Below are 16,604 nucleotides of genomic sequence, written 5' to 3'. Positions count from 1 at the left end.
CCAAGTTCTCCGGCTGCTTGCGTGCCGTTGCCGTCAATGTCGTTAAATTTGATGCCAGTGATGGTACTCAGCGGTACGACAACGGGAACAGGCTGTGCGGAAAATTCAGAAGTGTTGCCGGCGGCGTCGGTTGCTGTCGCAGTGATTAATTGACCTGCGGTGACGGCTGCTGGGAAAGTTTGATTGAAAGCAGCGTTACCGGCCGCGTCAGTAGTTACCGGGATAGAAGCGATGAAGGTTTGACCTTGGGTGCCGGGGGGAGTGTTGGCGAAAAATTGGAGGGTGAACGTGGTACTGGGAGTGCTGTTGTAAGTACCCGCGACGGTGACGCTACCAGCACTGGCGGTAGCGGTAGTGAGTACGGGAGTGTTTTGGAGGTTGTTTGCACCGGTGTCGGCGTCGCCGGGATCGTTGGCGGTGGGGCCGTCGTTGCCGAGGTCGATGCCTAAGCCAAGGTTGGCGAAGATGGAGTTGTTTTGGATGCTATTGCCGGTACCGGCGAGGAGGTTTATTCCTGAACCGAGGTTGCTGGCGATCGTATTTCCTTGACCTGCTGCTGTACCGCCGATCGCATTATTGTTTGCGAGGTTAATCAATACCCCAGTAGTATTGGGCAGCGGAGTCGTACCGTTGGCCCCGACGCCGATGAAGTTGCCGAACAAGGAGTTGTTGACAGTGTTGGGGTCAACAAGGGCGACACCGTTACCGTTGCCGGAAATAATGTTGCGGGCGGCTGGGGTTGTCCCGCCAACAATGTTGTTGGTTGCACCTCCCTGGATGGCTACGCCGAAAGCAGTGTTAGGGACAGGGGCGGTGCCGTCAAAATTAGTGCCGATGAAGTTGCCGGTCAGAATGTTGTTCGTGGCACCGGGATTGAGAATGACCGTACCGCTATTGGTGTTGCCGGAAATGACATTTCCGCTAACAGTGTTGTTCGGTACGCCGACGATGGTAACGCCGCTGGCGTTGGGCAAGGCGGCGGTTCCAGCAGCGTTGATGCCGACGTAGTTGCCCAGCACTTGGTTGCCTCCTGTACCACCGACGATGATGACGCCATCGGCAGTATTTCCAGAAATGACGTTGCGATCGCCCGGTGCAATCCCGCCGATAATATTATTGCTGCCACCATTCTGAACCGCCACGCCAAATAAGGCGTTGGGCGAGGCGGCAGTGCCGGCGCTGTTGATGCCGATGTAGTTTCCCGCTACGGTGTTGCCATTGCTTTCGAGGGAAATGCCGGTGTTGCCGAAGCGGTTAACGATCAATCCGCGCAAGGTGCTGCCACCACCCAAAACGCGAAAACCGCTGACAGCACCTGCACCCGCTCCATTGATTTCGATCAGCGGGGTGCCGGCGAATCCCGGTTGGCTGGTGCCGTCGATGATTGTGGGAACGTTAATGTTGGGCAAGAGCGAGAGGGGCGCGATCGTCTGTACGCCTGCACCCGGAATGGCAAAGTTAATATTGTGTGGTGGTGCGGCAGTGGAATTTGCTTGAGTAATCGCATCTCGCAGCGAACCCGGCCCAGCATCGTTGGTATTAAAAACAGTAAACGTCGCCAACGTATGTGCGTAATTTGCCATTACCTCTGGCTCGATCGCCAATCCTGTTTTAATCGCTCCCGTAGCGTATTCAAGTACCCAGTTTCCGCCTTTTTGGGCGCTCCCTGTAATATCTGAAGAAGCAGCAATATTAGCTTTTGTTAACTTGCTCAGCTTTTGTACAAAAGCCTCTCCTTTTTCACCTGCTGCTACGTTACATCCGTATAACAGAATTTCAACTTGATTTTGAATTGACTTGACAGATGACGAGAACCACCGTCTCAAACAGCCGCGATATGTTTCTAAATTGTCGGAATTCAGGATAGTTGGCCCTAGCTGCAAACTTCCCGATTCCCCGTGAGAAATAATGTGAACGCTTTCTATACCTTTGCGGCTTTGCAATGCTTCGGCAATTTGTTCGATGCCGTCCCGCGTGCGATCGACTAAAATTACCTCTGTACCCGTTTTAACTCCTGCGGCCAGACTTTGCCAATCTTCAACTGCTGAATCTACGAATACTATTTGTTGGTTTTTCATAATTACTGTTTCCCCATGCACCTAAGTAGGTTTTCCAAATGTTGTTTCCGTGCGATGATAGTCGCTACTTCAATCCACCACAAATACGGCTACCACAAAACCTGCCTTTAACTCAGTACAATTTGTACAGACAAAGCTTTACGATTATCTATTTTGGTGATTCTTGTAAATCTGTTGGATCTGGAAAGTTGCTCGATCGCACTTTTTCATTCTCAACTTAAAAAAAACAGACCCCAGGCACAGCTAGCTTGTTCCCGATTACGGAAATTTTTCAAAAAATGTAAGTATAATTTACACAACTTAATGTACGGTTTTTTACTAAGTACACTTTTGTGAAAAAGAATCCAACTCTACGCAAATTCCAAACCCAGAGAGTGGTAGCTATCCAGCCATTCTTCAATCTCAAATCTCCAGTCTCGAATCTCAAACCGGAGGGTTGGGATTTTGGCAAATTCCGCGTGTCCCTCATAACATAGAGGAATAGTCGCCTTCATGGCATCATAGAAACTTGTCCCTCACATAACTGAAATAGATGACCGCTCAAAACTCCCCCGTTTCCCCCGTCACCTGGATAGAAGACCGAGTTGTGCTAATTGACCAAAACCGGCTGCCGAAAGAATACGGTGTAGTGGAAATTAGCCGCTGCGAAGATATGGCTGAGGCGATTAAAACTATGATAGTCCGAGGTGCTCCGGCGATCGGGGTAGCAGCAGCTTACGGGATGTATTTGGGGGCGCGAGAAATCGAAACCGGCGATCGTACTGAGTTTCTCGCTAAATTAGAACAAGTTGGCGAGTTATTGCGATCGACTCGTCCCACTGCGGTTAATTTGTTTTGGGCAATATCGCGAATGCTCAAAACTGCCGAGAGAACTAGCGGTTCTGTCGAACAAGTGCAAAAAACTTTGTTAGAAATGGCTAAAACCATTCAAGCAGAAGATTTGCAAACTTGTAAAGATATCGGCGACAAAGGTTTAGAAGTTCTGCCAGCTACACCCGAAAAATTGAACTTACTAACTCACTGTAATGCCGGTGCATTAGCAACAGCAGGCTACGGTACTGCTTTAGGTGTATTTCGTTCTGCTTGGCGAGAAGGAAGACTCGGAAGAGTTTTTGCAGACGAAACTCGGCCCCGTCTCCAAGGTGCAAAACTAACCACTTGGGAATGCGTGCAAGAAGGAATTCCCGTCACATTAATAGCTGACAATATGGCAGCCCACTGCATGAAACTCGGCATGATTCACGCGGTAGTTGTCGGTGCAGATAGAATCGCTGCTAACGGCGACGCCGCCAATAAAATTGGTACTTACAGTTTAGCAATTGTTGCCAAAGCTCACAACGTCCCGTTTTTTGTCGCCGCGCCTCTATCTACCATAGATTTTGAACTTTCCGACGGCAGCAAAATCCCCATTGAAGAACGCGATCCCGTTGAAATGTATCAAGTTGGAACTACGCGAATTTGTCCTGTGGGAGTAGAATTTTACAATCCCGCTTTTGACGTAACTCCGGCGGAATTAATATCGGGAATAATCACAGAACACGGCACGGTTGCTCCTGGGGCGTTGAAACAGTTTCAGGCAAAACAATTAGTTTAATTGTATGTTGCTCAACCGCTCATTCCACCTGTTATCGGTGAAATTAAGCATGATTCCTAGCAGCCGCAACTGGCAGCTCAAAGTTGCGATCGCAGCTCTAATTCTGCCAGTTGTTTTCAGTCCAGTCTCGGAAGCTCAAGTGTCACAAACGCTTAAAGCTAAGGAATCAGAAGCCAAACAATTTGTGGGTTCGATGAATAAAGCTCAGCAAGTTTACTATGCTGAAAAAGCAGGCTTTACAAGTTCTGTTTCCAATCTATTGGTTTATCTCGGTCTCCAAGTTAAACCTGGCGAAGCCAATTACAGCTACTCGATCGCCATGGTCAACAAAGGTGCTGTATTTAACTACGGAGTATCGAAGCAAGCTAATCTCAAAAGTTTTGTGGGAGGAGTCTTTTTGGTGGCAAATAAGACCCAAACAATCTTGTGTCTAAATGCTGCTCCTGGCAAGATTAAACCACCTAATCCAACTAATACCAAAGGGGTTTTAGCCTGCGGTGCTAATACAGCAAAAGTCGCTCAATAAATTATGTCTAATTTACTGGGTAATTTAGCAAATAACTGGATAGTAAATGCAGATTTAGCTAAGCAATTGCTGGAACAAGGATCTACTTTACTAGATGCTCGCGCACCCATTTTAAAGTGGTTTTGCCGTCTCCCACCAGCTATTCCCGTAACTTGGCAGGAATTTTCGCGTTCCGACTTCCCCCACAAGGGAAAAATTATCGAAAATAATACAGTTTTAACTCGAAAACTGCAAGCAATTGGTATTTGTCAAGACAAACCTGTCATAGTCGTTGCCGATTCCGTGAAAGGTTGGGGCGAAGACGGGCGAATTGTTTGGATGTTGCGGACTTTGGGACACGAAAAAGCAGTTTTTGTCGATGGAGGATATAGGGCTTTAATCAAAGCTGGAATTAATCGAGTAAAAGCTGCAAATAATCCACCGAAAACCGGAGATTTTGTAATATCTCGCCGCTCGAATTGGGAAATTCAGCGGGATGAATTGAAAGCTATTTTCGGCAATGATAATTTAGTAGTTATCGACGCCAGAGAACCGCGAGAATATGCAGGTAAAACGCCTTACGGAGAAAAGCGGGGCGGCCACATTCCGGGTGCGGTTCACCTTTACTACAAACAGTTAATGGACAAACAGGGACAACTGCTGGATCGCGGGGAAATTGTCGCTATTTTACAGCAGAAAGGAGTTTTGCAGTCAAATCAAATTGTGATTTATTGCTCCGGGGGAATTCGCTCTGCATGGTTGAATTGTGTGTTGACAAATGTGGGATTTAATGCTAAGAATTATGCAGGTTCAATGTGGGAATGGTCGGCGTCGCCTGCAGATAGTTATCCTCTTTCAATAAGCCTTTCAGGGGCGGGCTAGAAGCCCACCCCACAAGAAAATTTAATGTTTGTGGAACAGGTCGGAAAGCCTGTTAAGCGAGAATGGTATCTGAACTCAGATTCAACCTATTAACTACAAACGATCGAGGTTGAGATTCTCAACCGACTTGTTCGATATACTGAGCGAGATCGTCGCGCAGGCGGCTGAGTTCGGCTTCGGTGGTGACGCGCACGCGATCGTCCCGAACCGTAATCAGCACTTTCGCAGCAAAAGGAGTTGGCCAGATATTCGGGTTGCAGAAAACTTCCAAAAATACATCTCCTGCATAGCGATATTCCATCGGTTTTTGGGGAGAAGCTTTAGCGCCAGCGGTTTTGGCTGCTACAGCTTTCAAGCTTTCCATCAAAGCTGCAATTTCGCTTTGCAAATCCCGCGCGGCTTGCGGGGAAAAGCTAAAGGAGACAGAACCTTCGACTAAATTCAGTGTCAGCGGAGAAAGAGACATGGGCAATGAAATTTAACATACTATTGTTAATGATAAAATATACAATAACCTAAAAGAAGTACCTGCCAACTAAATTGGGCTGCGAAACTGCTACTAATTAAAATTTCTCTCAAGAAGCTAGGCTAAATTAATGAATCTAAATCTAGTCGCAAGCTAGATTCAGCAAGAGTTTTAACCTTTTATGACTTGATAAGCTTTAAACTAGAAACCAGAAAACTTGACGGCTGAGCGAGGATATTTTATGGTGGCCGATAACCGTTCGGAAATCCGCAAGGTTTTAATAATTACCTTATTGCTAAATTTGCTAGTGATGGCAATTAAAGCAGCCGTGGGATGGCTGACTGGTTCCCTCAGTTTGCTGGCAGATGCTTTGCACAGTGTCACGGACAGCGCTAATAATATTTTAGGATTGGTAACTAATCATTATGCCAATCCGCAGCCCGATCGCGATCATCCCTACGGACACCAGAAATTTGACGCTCTCGGAGCTCTGGGAATAGCTGTTTTTCTGGGAATTGCCTGTTTTGAAATTCTCAGCGGCGCTGTCGAAAGGTTGCTCAAAGGTGGCACAGTTGTCAAAATATCGCCAAATGAACTGTGGATTTTGTTGATTGTACTGGGAATTAATATTTTTGTCACTTTTTACGAGCGCAGGGTTGGGAAACGTCTCGGTAGCGCGATTTTAGTGGCTGACGCGCAGCACACGATGAGCGATGTTTGGGTGACAATTATGGTCATCGGCGGGTTGATCGGTGTTTGGCAAGGGGAGGTTTTAAACATACCTCAATTGCAATTTCTGGACGTGTTTTTGTCTTTTCCTGTGGCTGTTTTGGTATTTAGCAGCGGTTGGAAAGTTTTAAGGGAAAATCTGCCTTGGTTGGTGGATGAAATGGCGATCGCACCGGAGATAATTCACACGATCGCAATGGATGTACCGGGGGTTGTTAACTGTCACTCGATCGCCTCCCGTGGCGTTGTAGGGCGTCAAGTATTTATTGATATGCACATGATTGTGGATGCTATCGATGTAGAAACAGCTCACCGGATTACAGAAGAAGTAGAAGCCCGTTTGGAAGAACGTTTCAGCCCTGTACGCATCTTAATTCACGTTGAGCCGCCGGCTTACGAGTCCGACCAAATTAGCTACGATTCTGAAGAAAAGGAAGAAGGAAAGAGGAAGCAGGAAGGAGGAAAAATGTAGGCTGTATCCCCAGCAAACAGCAGGTTGAGGGATGAAGGAGGAAGGTGGTTTTTGCGATCGCAATTCCTCCAATTTTTTAAATGCTATCAATGGAGTTAATGCGATCGCACTTAATTGAGTTGCAGTTTTCCACAGGAAAAGGGGGGTTTTCCCCAGAAATCGGTAAGTTTTCCACAACAGTTTTGATAATTATCGAGCAAAAGACTATTGGTACAAGTTCCCAGTTTTTTGGATTTCTACGGCCATTTTCTGTCGCAAGTCCCAAGGTAGCAGAATCTCGACTTCTGAACCTAAAGCGCGCAACCACCTCAGCGGGTAGTAGTCTGTCTCTCGGTAACTGACTTGGTAGTAAGCATCGTCGGTTGGGCGAGACTGGAGGATTTCTAAAAGAGCCGATCGATGTTCTGGGTTGGGAGTATATTGTTTGATTAATGTGGCGGCGCGATCGTACTCTATGGCGTTACAGGTATGGTGAATGCTGATTCCCTGCATATAACTTTGATGAAAAGTGAACGCTTGTATTTATTTTAATGATGTTATTTTATTAGCGATCGGCTTTAAGTTTCTAAGATAGTCCGTTGCAGCCAAGTCATAATAGATTGGATGAGGTGGAGGTTTTGGAGAGAGAAAGTAGGCATGGTGGAATGGGGTGAGTCGGCGATCGGGCAGATGGTAGTGTCGAAGCGCGTGAGGGCATCCAGAAAAGTTTGGCTAAAACTTTGAAGTATCGCATCTTTGTAGAAAATGAGAACGGGGTGTTTATCCCAGTCTAGGAGTTGACAGTAGATTTTGAGTTCCGTGAGGCTGCGGGGCGTGCCTTCTGTGGATGGGAAGTGGTGTTTTTTGATTAGTTGCAGGTAGATTTTGGCGGCGGGGCGATGCCTAAGGCTGGCTACGCCTACGGGGCGATCGAATTTGCTGCGATGCAGAAGATTTGCATATTTTGGCGGAGGTTGGTTTCGGTGAGTTGGGGAAAGCAGGAGTTGGGCGAGGTTAACGGTTGGATGTCGCTATGCTATAACTATAAAGCTAGCTTCAACTTAACTATCTATGGCTGACACTTACCACTTTATTACAGATTTAATCTCTGATGTGAAAAGGGGAAGGATTAGAATTCCGTCTTTTCAACGTGGTTTTGTTTGGGATCGCGATCGAGTTGCCTACTTTATAGACAGTATTTATAAAGGTTTCCCCTTTGGTTCTGTATTAATTTGGAGAACGAGAAATTGTTTGCGAACAGAAAGGAATCTGGGGCCTTATAAACTTCCTGATAATGAGGCAGAATATCCAATAGATTATGTGCTTGATGGGCAACAGAGAATAACTTCAATTTTTGGCATATTTCAAAATTCTCTTACTGCTGAAGATGGCGAACCTACTGAGTGGACTGATCTTTTTTTTGAAATAAATAGCAAAGAATCTATTCCCTTTAAATATTTGGAAGATATTACAAATTATGATCCCACCAAATTTTTCCCACTGAAGTATGTTTTCGACGCTCGTAACTATAGGAAAGTCACTAGAGATTTAGATGATAGTCTAGCAGAACAGATAGACGAGCTAATCGAAAGATTTACCAAAGCCCGAATTCCTGTAGAACGCTTTGAAAGTGAAGAACCGAAATATGTTGCAACCGTTTTTGAGAGAATTAATAGGCAAGGGGTCGAATTAGATACTTTTCAGCTTTTATCTGTCTGGAACTGGAGTGAAGATTTTGACTTACAAGAAAAGTTTAAAGAAGTTGCTGAAGAACTTGAACCATTCGGTTTTAAAGAGGTAGGATCAGATTTACTTCTCAAATGCTGCTCTGCAGTAGTAAGGAATCGTGTCGATCCAGAAGATTTTATGAAACTTCCTGGTAGTGCAGTACGAAACAAATTTCAGGAAATTCAGACAGGCATATTTAGGGCTATTGACTTTTTAAAGGATGAGCTAAATGTTTTCTCTCTTAAGCTGTTACCAATGGAAAATATATTAGCCGTTTTAGCCTCGTTCTTCGCTTCGTCACAAACACAACCACATCCTGTACCTCAAGAGCAATACGAAGTTATAAAGCAATGGTTTTGGCGTGCGTGTTTTTCTCAAAGATATGCAAGGGGAGGAGCTAAGAGTACCGATGTAGATTTGGAAGAAGTACAAAAGCTTAAGGCAGGCAAACCTCATAAACTTGGAGAATTTGACGTATCCTTAGATACTAGCTTCTTTCTCAAAAACTCCTTCCGAATGAGTTCAGTTGCAACAAATACATTTATTCTCCTTTTAGCACAAGGAAAACCATTAAACTTTATTCAAGGTACGAAGATATCGTTGCAAGATGTTTTATCCCAAGGTAATCGAAAGGAATTTCATCATATTTTTCCAAAAGCTTACTTGGGAACCCTGCAAAAGTATAAAGACGATAAAATAAATTGTTTGGTCAATTTTTCATTACTTGCTAGAACTGATAACAATAAAATAAAAAATCACAAACCTAGCACATACCGTACTGAAATGCCTGCTAACGATCAAACTTTCCAGGAAATAATAGCAACACATTTATGCCCTGCCAATGCGTTCACAGATGACAATTATGATGATTTTCTAGTTTCAAGAGCGGAATTGCTACTTCAAAAAGCAAAAGAACTATCCAAACTTGTTTAGTTTATAAAGTTCTTGTAGTCTAGCTGTCTGCTGATAAATTTTTTATTTTTTAGCATAGTGAGAACGTGAGTCGCGAGTCTATAATAATGGCAGGGATATTCAGTTTATCGGCAGAATGTGGCTCAGATGAAAGCAATGTCAATAAATTTTCTCAACATTTTGAGGGACTTGAATGGCTACTCTCAAATGGTCGCCAATGTCTATGTCGCACAGACACTTTTCAAGATATCGAGCAAAACGGCTGGTGTCGGGTTTATCCCAATAATATTAGTGAACTGGGAATAGATAGCCCTGAAAGTGCTTATGTAATGACAGAGTTAGGTATTTTTCTCTATCACACTCTACAGTTGGCTCCTTCATTTCGCTATGCTTTAGTTGGTGTTGAAGTTGATAAATTTAGAACCTATAGCGAATTGATTGAGGATTTGTCTAACTTATCTCTTCCCGGATTAGTTTTAGCAAAAGAACTTAATCAGGGGCGAGAAACATTGCCAGTTTTCCGACGAGTTGATGTTAGATGCTGAGGCAAATAGTCAGATTATGTCCAGTTAATCACGGATAATAAAATTATTTGTCGTCAGCCCGGGGCGGACTTTTGAGGACTGAAGTCCTCACTACAAACTTAAGGACGCTTGGGCTAAGAAACCAGGTTTATACGAGAAATCTTGTTTGCAGCAAAGTATCTAGCCAGAAAACGGGTTCTTCATCCAAGAGTGCGTAAGTCCCGCAGACGGACAAAAGTCAACCCAACTATCTTCCATGCCCGATCGACAAATAGTTAAGTTTAACCTAGTCCGCCTACTCGATCACCCTAAGTACCCATCACTCCCACTCGATCGTTCCCGGCGGCTTAGAAGTAATATCGTAAACCACCCGGTTCACCCCCTTAACCTCATTCACAATCCGATTCGATATCAGTTCCAACAAATCGTAAGAAACCCACGCCCAATCAGCTTTTGCTCTGAGCTACTGAATACCTTGTACCACATACAAATGGAATATGCTGGGTGATTAGAAATACCGATCGCAACTAGAACAACGGTACAACATGGGTGGGAGTTGTGCGGACAAGCTTTACCTTCTAAAATGTTAGAGAAGAAGGCAGGCACGACACGGATTGACACGGATACACGGATTAAGTATGGAGCGTGATTTACTTTAAGTAGCGTGCGTCAGTTAGCATGATTTTTCCTACAAACCAACAATTTCATAACTAACGCATTTTGCAACAAATAGTGCGTCAGAATCACACTTTCTATGCTGACTAAGAATCTCCAACCTGACGCACCCTACCCATCTTATCTATCTTTAGAGTGGTGACATAATTGTGAAGTTTCGCATAATTTGTTGGCAAGGGGATTTTGTAGGACAATGTTCGATATGAAACGTTTAAAATTAAAATCAATGTTGGCGGCGGCGATCGCGATCGCCCTTTGTTTAATTGCGATCGCCAGCTACGCCCAAGCCAACAAGACTTTAACACTCGCGACTTCCCCAGACTACCCGCCCTATGAATTTAAAGATACCGCTGTTAGCGGCAACGAAATCATCGGTTTTGACATCGATATTGCCAAATATATTACTAAAAAATTAGGCTACGAACTGAAAGTAGTTGGCATGGATTTTAACGGCTTAATTCCCGCTTTGCAGGCGGGAAGAGCCGATTTTGTGATGGCTGGAATGACGCCCACAGCAGAAAGGAAAAAAAATGTTGATTTTTCGGACCTTTACTACGAAGCTCAAAATACAATTGTCGCCAATCAAGGCAGCAATTTGACCAAACCTGAAGATTTAGCCGGGAAAAAAGTAGGCGTTCAACTCGGAAGCATTCAGCAGGAAGCTGTGAAAAAAATGCCCGGTGTGCAACTGGCGCCTCTGAATAGGATTCCTGACATCATTCAAGAAATTAAATCGAACCGTCTCGCGGCGGGAGTGATCGAGGATACTGTTGCTACGGGTTATGCTGCAGCGAACCCGGACTTGGAATTTAACACAATCCCGAATACTGAAGAAAGCGGTTCGGCGATCGCCTTTCCGAAAGGTTCGAGATTAGTTCCCGAATTCAACCGAGTCCTCCAACAAATGAAAGCCAGCGGTCAAATTAAGGAACTAGCTACTAAGTGGTTTTCTCGACCGATTCCGCAAGAACCTGCTCAAGCAAATCAGCCTGCGGTAGCGTCCAAGTTCGGGTTAGATTTTGGCAAAATCTTGCCGAGTTTGCCTTATATTTTGTCCGGGCTTTGGGTAACGCTAACTTTTACCTTGCTGTCGGCATTTCTCGGATTTATCTGGGGAATTGTGCTGTCTCTGTTTAAGATTTCTAGCATTAAACCGCTGGCTTGGTTCGGTACTGCTTATACTTCTATTTTTCGAGGAACGCCACTAATTTTGCAGTTGACTTTAGTTTATTTTGCAACGCCGCAGCTTACGGGTTATAATATATCGGCGCTGCAAGCTGGCGTCATTACTTTTTTCCTGAATTCTGGGGCTTATATTTCCGAAACAATCCGCGCGGGAATTCAAGCCGTAGATAAAGGTCAAAAAGAAGCCGCAGAATCCCTTGGGGTTCCCTACAAACTGATGATGGGCGATATTATCTTGCCGCAAGCGTTGAAAAATATTTTGCCTGCATTGGTGAATGAAAGTATTGCTTTGCTGAAGGATTCAGCTTTAGTTTCAGTAATTGGCGTAGAAGACTTGCTGCGCCGCGCTACAATTGTGGGAGCAGAAAAGTATATTTACTTTGAACCTTTGATATTTGTCGGCGCAATTTATTATTTGATGGTGCTTAGTTTAACTTGGGGGGCCAATGTACTCGAACGCAGACTCCAAAGTAGCAGTTAAGGTCGATCGCCTGTATAAATCTTTTGGCAATCTTAAGGTTTTGCGCGAGATAACTACTGAGATTCATAAAGGAGAAGTAATTGCCATTATCGGCCCTTCGGGGTGCGGCAAGTCTACTTTTTTGCGGTGTTTGAATTTACTGGAAATTCCGACTTCTGGACACATATACATTGACGGGGTGGATATTACTTTGCCGAAGGCAGATATTATGAAAATCCGCCAGAAAGTGGGGATGGTTTTTCAGCATTTCCACTTGTTCCCGCACATGACTGTGCTGCAAAATGTGATGTATGCGCCTGTAAAGGTGAAGCAGGTTGGATCGGATGAGGCGCGTCTGAAGGGGTTAGAATTGCTGGAAAAAGTGGGTTTGTCAGATAAGGCGGACGTTTATCCTTCTAAGCTTTCGGGGGGACAAAAACAGCGGGTGGCGATCGCCCGCTGTTTGGCTATGGAACCGGAGATTTTGTTGATGGACGAACCGACTTCTGCACTCGATCCAGAAATGGTTAAAGAAGTGTTAGATGTAATGAAAGCTTTGACGAAAACGGGAATTACAATGGCAATTGTAACTCACGAAATGGGTTTTGCGCGGGAAGTCGCCCACCGGATATTGTTTTTGGATGGCGGAAAGGTGGCGGAAGATGTGCCGCCGCAGGAGTTTTTTAGCAACCCGAAGTGCGATCGCGCCAAGCAATTTCTGGAAAAAATGCTTTAATCTGATATCGCATCCGCAATTAAACAGGTTTGTAGTTCGATCGCACATAATCTCACATTTTCAGCCCCGCACCCTACAATCACGATAATATGCGGTTTTAAATTCACCTTTTTTTACTGTTTTTAACGGTGCCGATCGCGCTGGCGATCGAGCTTTGCCAAAGCGGCACCCGAAACATCCGCCAGAATGCTAATTATCCGATACAAAGCCACCGCACCCAGAATTATACCCGTAGAAAAGCGATCGGACAGCAGGGCGATCGCCGTTGCTTCAAATACTCCCATTCCCCCCGGTGCACCAGGCACAACTAAACCGACAACAAACGCAAAACAAAACGCACCTAACAAGTTGGGAATATTGCTAAAGTTCACCGGAGTTAAAACCATTACAGTTAGCAAAAATCCGCAGCCCCGCAATCCGATAAAACACATTTGTCCGATTAACGGCACTAAAGGATAGCGTTTAATTGGCAAATTAATTTGGCGACGGGACTTGACATTGGATATTTTTTTAGCTAGATTGGAGCTAGACTCTACACGAAAATTCAGTCCCTCCCCTGCCGCCTCCCCAGTATTTGAATTTTCCCCATTATTCTTTGATAACTTCAACCGCTCCACAAAGAGAACGATCGGATTTAAAATTCGGGGATGAATCGCCGTTAAAATAGCAGCACAACCGAAAATCCGCAAAAACCAATTGAATTTGTCAAAACAAATCAACCCAATCAAAACGCCCGCAGAAGCCATCAGCAGCGGTTCCAGCAACACGCTGAGAGTAGCAGCTTTCGGAAAAATACCTGCCTTTTTCGCGTCCAATATTCTACCCCAAAAATGCCAAATATTCCCCGGCAAATACTTGGCAATATTAGTTTTGAGAAAAACTTGAATCGCCCACGCGGCAGTTACAGGTTGACGGAATTCCCGCAAAATCAACATCCACACCCAGCCGACGAAAATTAGAGAAAATAAAGTGACGCCAAGGGCGATCGCCAGCAACGGAAAACTTTCGGCTCGAATTTGGATATTCGCCACTTCTCGCCAGTGAGTTAAAAAAGCTTTGGCAATAAATAAAAACGTCCCGCCCAAAATCAAATAGCGCAAATAAGGCTTTAAATGCGATTTCGCGAGATTTAAAAAATTCTGAATTCGATGCAAGTGTTGTTTTCCCATTTTCTGATCCCGATTTTTGAATTTGGGATTAAGTTATACTGTTTTAGATTTTATATTTTAGATGAGCTAAGGCGGAATTGTGGTTGATTTACACGGCATGATATGACGGAATAAATCTGTTTAACCTGAGATGTTGCACCATTGTCAAGAACGGGCAAGATGCCCGTTCCACAATAACTCAACATTTTTGTGGAACAGGCCGAAAAGCCTGTTCCTAAACGGGCAAGATGCCCGTTCCACAATAACTCAACATTTTTGTGGAACAGGCCGAAAAGCCTGTTCCTAAACAAGTAATTGAGAATGGGGCAATATCTCAGTTTAACCTAACCCATGCAGGCCTCTACAGACAGTCCGTAATGCCCGCCTTACAGACTATTTAGGGCCTTCTTAACCACAAAATTAAATTTAAAATCTAAAATTTAGATCCATATACCTCGCTAGGAGTACATTTCTATGCCCGGCCCGAGCCCTGACGGTCTTTCCTATCTTTTAGATGATAGCCCCAATAGTTTCGCCTTGACTCCGGGCTTTTTGACTCCTTATCCTAACGGATTTTTTGCCCTCGGCGGCAACGATTTTATTGTCGGTTCGTCGGATGCCGATCGCATCAGCGGTGATAATGGTAACGATCGCATTCTCGGCGGTGGCAATTCCGATACGCTGTTAGGGGGCGCAGACAACGATTTGCTTAACGGTGGTGTCGGCGCCGACTTCCTGTTTGGCGATGCCGGCAGCGATACCTTGCAGGGAGGTAAGGGAGATGACGCCCTCAACGGCGGCGACGGCAGCGACGTTTTAGTGGGCGATGGGGGCAAAGATATGCTGACAGGGGGTTTGGGCCCAGATACCTTTGTCCTCCGCAGCAACTCCGCAGTCTCCGATCCCGCTGCTGCAGACGTGATTACTGACTTTAACAGTTTTGTGGATTCGATCGGACTGACTGACAATCTTACCGAAGCTGACTTGATTCTCGAAGAAATATCGATCGCCCCCGGTATTTCCAATACATTAATTAAAATTCGCCAATCCAATGCTATTTTAGGCTTGGTAGCCAACGCATCTCCACAAGACCTCGCCAATACATTCATCTCTGCAACTACCGTATTGGGCAACCAACTGGATCAAGCTCGCGATTTAGGCGTTTTGGGCGGCACTCAAACGATCGCAGACTCGGTTAGCAACGCCCGGCCAGACGGCCTTTACCGCTTTACTTTGCCTGCAACTAGCGACTTTAAATTAACTGTCAGCGGTTTGACGGCAGATGTTGATGTTGCTCTAATTAAAGATATTAACGGCGACAATTCTATTGACTTCACCGATATTATTGCTTCTTCTCAACAACCGAATTTATCGCCTGAGTCGATCGACATCAACGGTTTAGCCGCAGGAACTTACTTTGTCCGAGTTTATCAATACCAAGGCAGTACAAATTTCTCCCTCAATCTGTCTGCAACCCCTGCAACTGTTTCTCCTAACAATCCGAGCAACTTGCCGGGTTTTGACTCTCGTTTTGGGTTTGGTTTGGTGAATGCAGCGGCGGCAGTTGCTAAAGCTCAAGGTACTGCAACTTTTCCTGATGTTGCCGACTTGGGCGGAGACGAGTGGGGCAGAGATTTAATTAAAGCTCCAGAGGTTTGGGCCCAGGGGTTGACTGGAGACGGAATTGTGGTGGCAGTTATCGATAGCGGAGTTGACTACAATCACCCGGATTTGACGGGGAATATTTGGAGTAATGCGGGGGAAACTGGTGTTGATGCGATCGGTCGCAATAAAGCTAGCAACGGGGTTGATGATGACAACAATGGCTTTGTGGACGATTTCCGAGGGTGGGATTTTGTCAATAACGATAATGACCCGATGGATGATAACAATCACGGCACTCATATATCGGGTTTAGTTGCTGCGAAAAAAGATGGGGTTGGGATTACTGGAACGGCTCCGACTGCGAAAATTATGCCTTTGAAAATACTCGATCGGGCAGGGGTAGGTAAAATTAGGGATGAAATTAATGCGATTAATTATGCGGTGGCAAATGGAGCGAAGATTATTAATGTGAGTTTGGGCGGCCTACAGTTGAATGCTCAAGAATTGGATGCGATTCGAGCGGCTGAAGCTCAAGGCGCGATCGTGATTTCGGCGGCGGGAAATGATGCTCGCCCACAAGTAGATTATCCGGCTCGGTTTGCCAATGAGGTAGGAATTGCTGTCGGTGGTGTTACCCGAAATGGCTTGTTTGCAGATTATTCTAACCGGGCGGGTGGGGAGACTATTAATTATTTTGTTGCTCCGGGCGGCGACGGTGGCAGGGCGGATTCTGGTGATGTTTATTCAACTGTGCCGCTTTCTCAACCGGGGATTCCCTATCGATATTTTGCGGGTACTTCCATGGGAGTGCCACAAGTATCCGGCGTGGTAGCTTTGATGTTGCAAGCTAATCCGAGTCTGACTCCTGCTGATATTAAGAGGATTCTTGCGGAAACTGCGAATCGAGCGGTTTGAATTAATTGATA

The 16,604-nt window shown here is 45.2% G+C and carries 16 protein-coding genes and 1 pseudogene; 10 read left to right on the top strand and 7 right to left on the bottom strand.

Annotated features, from left to right (window positions below):
• Window positions 1-2,078: DUF4347 domain-containing protein (locus QUA43_RS20170; protein ID WP_333376074.1), on the bottom strand; the 2,078-nt coding region annotated here is incomplete at its 3' end.
• A 350-nt stretch (window positions 2,079-2,428) separates the two neighbouring features.
• Window positions 2,429-2,572 carry a hypothetical protein gene (locus QUA43_RS20165; RefSeq protein ID WP_333376073.1) on the bottom strand — a complete coding sequence of 48 codons (144 nt, stop codon included), beginning with the start codon at window positions 2,570-2,572 and terminating at the stop codon, window positions 2,429-2,431.
• Window positions 2,573-2,610: 38 nt separating this feature from the next.
• Here QUA43_RS20165 and mtnA point away from each other — a divergent pair, with 38 nt between their 5' ends.
• The 3 genes from mtnA to QUA43_RS20150 are packed head-to-tail and all read left to right on the top strand — an operon-like array spanning window position 2,611 to window position 5,059.
• A complete protein-coding gene (mtnA, locus tag QUA43_RS20160; RefSeq protein WP_333376072.1) occupies window positions 2,611-3,672 on the top strand; it encodes an S-methyl-5-thioribose-1-phosphate isomerase in 1,062 nt (353 codons plus the stop codon).
• Between the two features lie 49 nt (window positions 3,673-3,721).
• On the top strand, window positions 3,722-4,198 hold the full coding sequence (locus QUA43_RS20155) for a type IV pilin-like G/H family protein (protein ID WP_333376071.1): 477 nt from the start codon (window positions 3,722-3,724) through the stop codon (window positions 4,196-4,198).
• Window positions 4,199-4,201: 3 nt separating this feature from the next.
• Window positions 4,202-5,059, top strand: coding sequence for a rhodanese-like domain-containing protein (locus QUA43_RS20150; protein WP_333376070.1), 858 nt, complete (start codon window positions 4,202-4,204; stop codon window positions 5,057-5,059).
• Between the two features lie 118 nt (window positions 5,060-5,177).
• Here the strand turns inward: QUA43_RS20150 and QUA43_RS20145 are convergent, their stop codons facing one another.
• A complete protein-coding gene (locus QUA43_RS20145) occupies window positions 5,178-5,525 on the bottom strand; it encodes a hypothetical protein (protein WP_015174783.1) in 348 nt (115 codons plus the stop codon).
• A gap of 241 nt (window positions 5,526-5,766) precedes the next feature.
• On the opposite strand from QUA43_RS20145, the gene QUA43_RS20140 reads away from it, so the two are divergent.
• Entirely contained in the window at window positions 5,767-6,726 is a 960-nt protein-coding gene (locus tag QUA43_RS20140; RefSeq protein ID WP_333376069.1) for a cation diffusion facilitator family transporter, read from the top strand.
• A gap of 204 nt (window positions 6,727-6,930) precedes the next feature.
• Here QUA43_RS20140 and QUA43_RS20135 read toward each other — a convergent pair whose 3' ends face one another.
• Together QUA43_RS20135 and QUA43_RS30910 are read right to left on the bottom strand one after the other, a co-directional pair.
• A complete protein-coding gene (locus QUA43_RS20135; RefSeq protein ID WP_333376120.1) occupies window positions 6,931-7,248 on the bottom strand; it encodes a TIGR03985 family CRISPR-associated protein in 318 nt (105 codons plus the stop codon).
• Window positions 7,249-7,283: 35 nt separating this feature from the next.
• The gene (locus QUA43_RS30910) at window positions 7,284-7,574 is read right to left on the bottom strand and encodes an NACHT C-terminal alpha/beta 1 domain-containing protein (protein WP_445301987.1); all 291 of its coding nucleotides are present in this window, start codon (window positions 7,572-7,574) and stop codon (window positions 7,284-7,286) included.
• A gap of 3 nt (window positions 7,575-7,577) precedes the next feature.
• Between QUA43_RS30910 and QUA43_RS20130 the strand changes: the two genes are divergently transcribed.
• The 3 genes from QUA43_RS20130 (at window position 7,578) to QUA43_RS20120 (ending at window position 9,890) form a co-directional block, all read left to right on the top strand.
• The gene (locus tag QUA43_RS20130; protein ID WP_333376068.1) at window positions 7,578-7,784 is read left to right on the top strand and encodes a hypothetical protein; all 207 of its coding nucleotides are present in this window, start codon (window positions 7,578-7,580) and stop codon (window positions 7,782-7,784) included.
• Window positions 7,777-9,366, top strand: coding sequence for a GmrSD restriction endonuclease domain-containing protein (locus QUA43_RS20125; RefSeq protein WP_333376067.1), 1,590 nt, complete (start codon window positions 7,777-7,779; stop codon window positions 9,364-9,366). The genes QUA43_RS20130 and QUA43_RS20125 overlap by 8 nt, the downstream gene beginning before the upstream one ends.
• Before the next feature lie 86 nt (window positions 9,367-9,452).
• Entirely contained in the window at window positions 9,453-9,890 is a 438-nt protein-coding gene (locus tag QUA43_RS20120) for a hypothetical protein (protein ID WP_333376066.1), read from the top strand.
• 298 nt (window positions 9,891-10,188) lie between these two features.
• Here the strand turns inward: QUA43_RS20120 and QUA43_RS20115 are convergent.
• Window positions 10,189-10,320, bottom strand: a pseudogene (locus tag QUA43_RS20115) (GMP synthase (glutamine-hydrolyzing)); the annotation flags it as partial.
• Window positions 10,321-10,746: 426 nt separating this feature from the next.
• Here QUA43_RS20115 and QUA43_RS20110 point away from each other — a divergent pair.
• Complete coding sequence (locus tag QUA43_RS20110) at window positions 10,747-12,210, top strand: ABC transporter substrate-binding protein/permease (RefSeq protein ID WP_333376065.1); 1,464 nt, start codon at window positions 10,747-10,749, stop codon at window positions 12,208-12,210.
• Window positions 12,176-12,925 (top strand): amino acid ABC transporter ATP-binding protein, encoded by a 750-nt coding sequence (locus QUA43_RS20105; protein WP_333376064.1) that lies wholly within the window; start codon window positions 12,176-12,178, stop codon window positions 12,923-12,925. Before QUA43_RS20110 ends, QUA43_RS20105 begins: the two co-directional genes overlap by 35 nt.
• Window positions 12,926-13,047: 122 nt before the next feature.
• Here the strand turns inward: QUA43_RS20105 and QUA43_RS20100 are convergent, their stop codons facing one another.
• A complete protein-coding gene (locus QUA43_RS20100) occupies window positions 13,048-14,094 on the bottom strand; it encodes a UPF0104 family protein (RefSeq protein ID WP_333376063.1) in 1,047 nt (348 codons plus the stop codon).
• A gap of 453 nt (window positions 14,095-14,547) precedes the next feature.
• On the opposite strand from QUA43_RS20100, the gene QUA43_RS20095 reads away from it, so the two are divergent.
• On the top strand, window positions 14,548-16,593 hold the full coding sequence (locus QUA43_RS20095) for a S8 family serine peptidase (protein ID WP_333376062.1): 2,046 nt from the start codon (window positions 14,548-14,550) through the stop codon (window positions 16,591-16,593).
• Window positions 16,594-16,604: the final 11 nt, after the last annotated feature.

The sequence above is a fragment of the Microcoleus sp. N9_B4 genome (genome assembly GCF_036701635.1).
Taxonomy (GTDB): Bacteria; Cyanobacteriota; Cyanobacteriia; order Cyanobacteriales; family Microcoleaceae; genus Microcoleus.
Note: the sequence above shows the minus strand (reverse complement) of the source record. Positions and strands in the feature narration are given on the sequence as shown.

Coding starts and splice junctions, on each gene's coding strand:
- QUA43_RS20100 (WP_333376063.1), bottom strand. CDS start 14,094: ATGGGAAAACAACACTTGCATCGAATTCAGAATTTTTTAAATCTCGCG.
- QUA43_RS20120 (WP_333376066.1), top strand. CDS start 9,453: ATGGCAGGGATATTCAGTTTATCGGCAGAATGTGGCTCAGATGAAAGC.
- QUA43_RS20165 (WP_333376073.1), bottom strand. CDS start 2,572: ATGAAGGCGACTATTCCTCTATGTTATGAGGGACACGCGGAATTTGCC.
- QUA43_RS20095 (WP_333376062.1), top strand. CDS start 14,548: ATGCCCGGCCCGAGCCCTGACGGTCTTTCCTATCTTTTAGATGATAGC.
- QUA43_RS20110 (WP_333376065.1), top strand. CDS start 10,747: ATGAAACGTTTAAAATTAAAATCAATGTTGGCGGCGGCGATCGCGATC.
- QUA43_RS20150 (WP_333376070.1), top strand. CDS start 4,202: ATGTCTAATTTACTGGGTAATTTAGCAAATAACTGGATAGTAAATGCA.
- QUA43_RS20140 (WP_333376069.1), top strand. CDS start 5,767: ATGGTGGCCGATAACCGTTCGGAAATCCGCAAGGTTTTAATAATTACC.
- QUA43_RS20125 (WP_333376067.1), top strand. CDS start 7,777: ATGGCTGACACTTACCACTTTATTACAGATTTAATCTCTGATGTGAAA.
- QUA43_RS20155 (WP_333376071.1), top strand. CDS start 3,722: ATGATTCCTAGCAGCCGCAACTGGCAGCTCAAAGTTGCGATCGCAGCT.
- QUA43_RS20145 (WP_015174783.1), bottom strand. CDS start 5,525: ATGTCTCTTTCTCCGCTGACACTGAATTTAGTCGAAGGTTCTGTCTCC.
- mtnA (WP_333376072.1), top strand. CDS start 2,611: ATGACCGCTCAAAACTCCCCCGTTTCCCCCGTCACCTGGATAGAAGAC.
- QUA43_RS20105 (WP_333376064.1), top strand. CDS start 12,176: ATGTACTCGAACGCAGACTCCAAAGTAGCAGTTAAGGTCGATCGCCTG.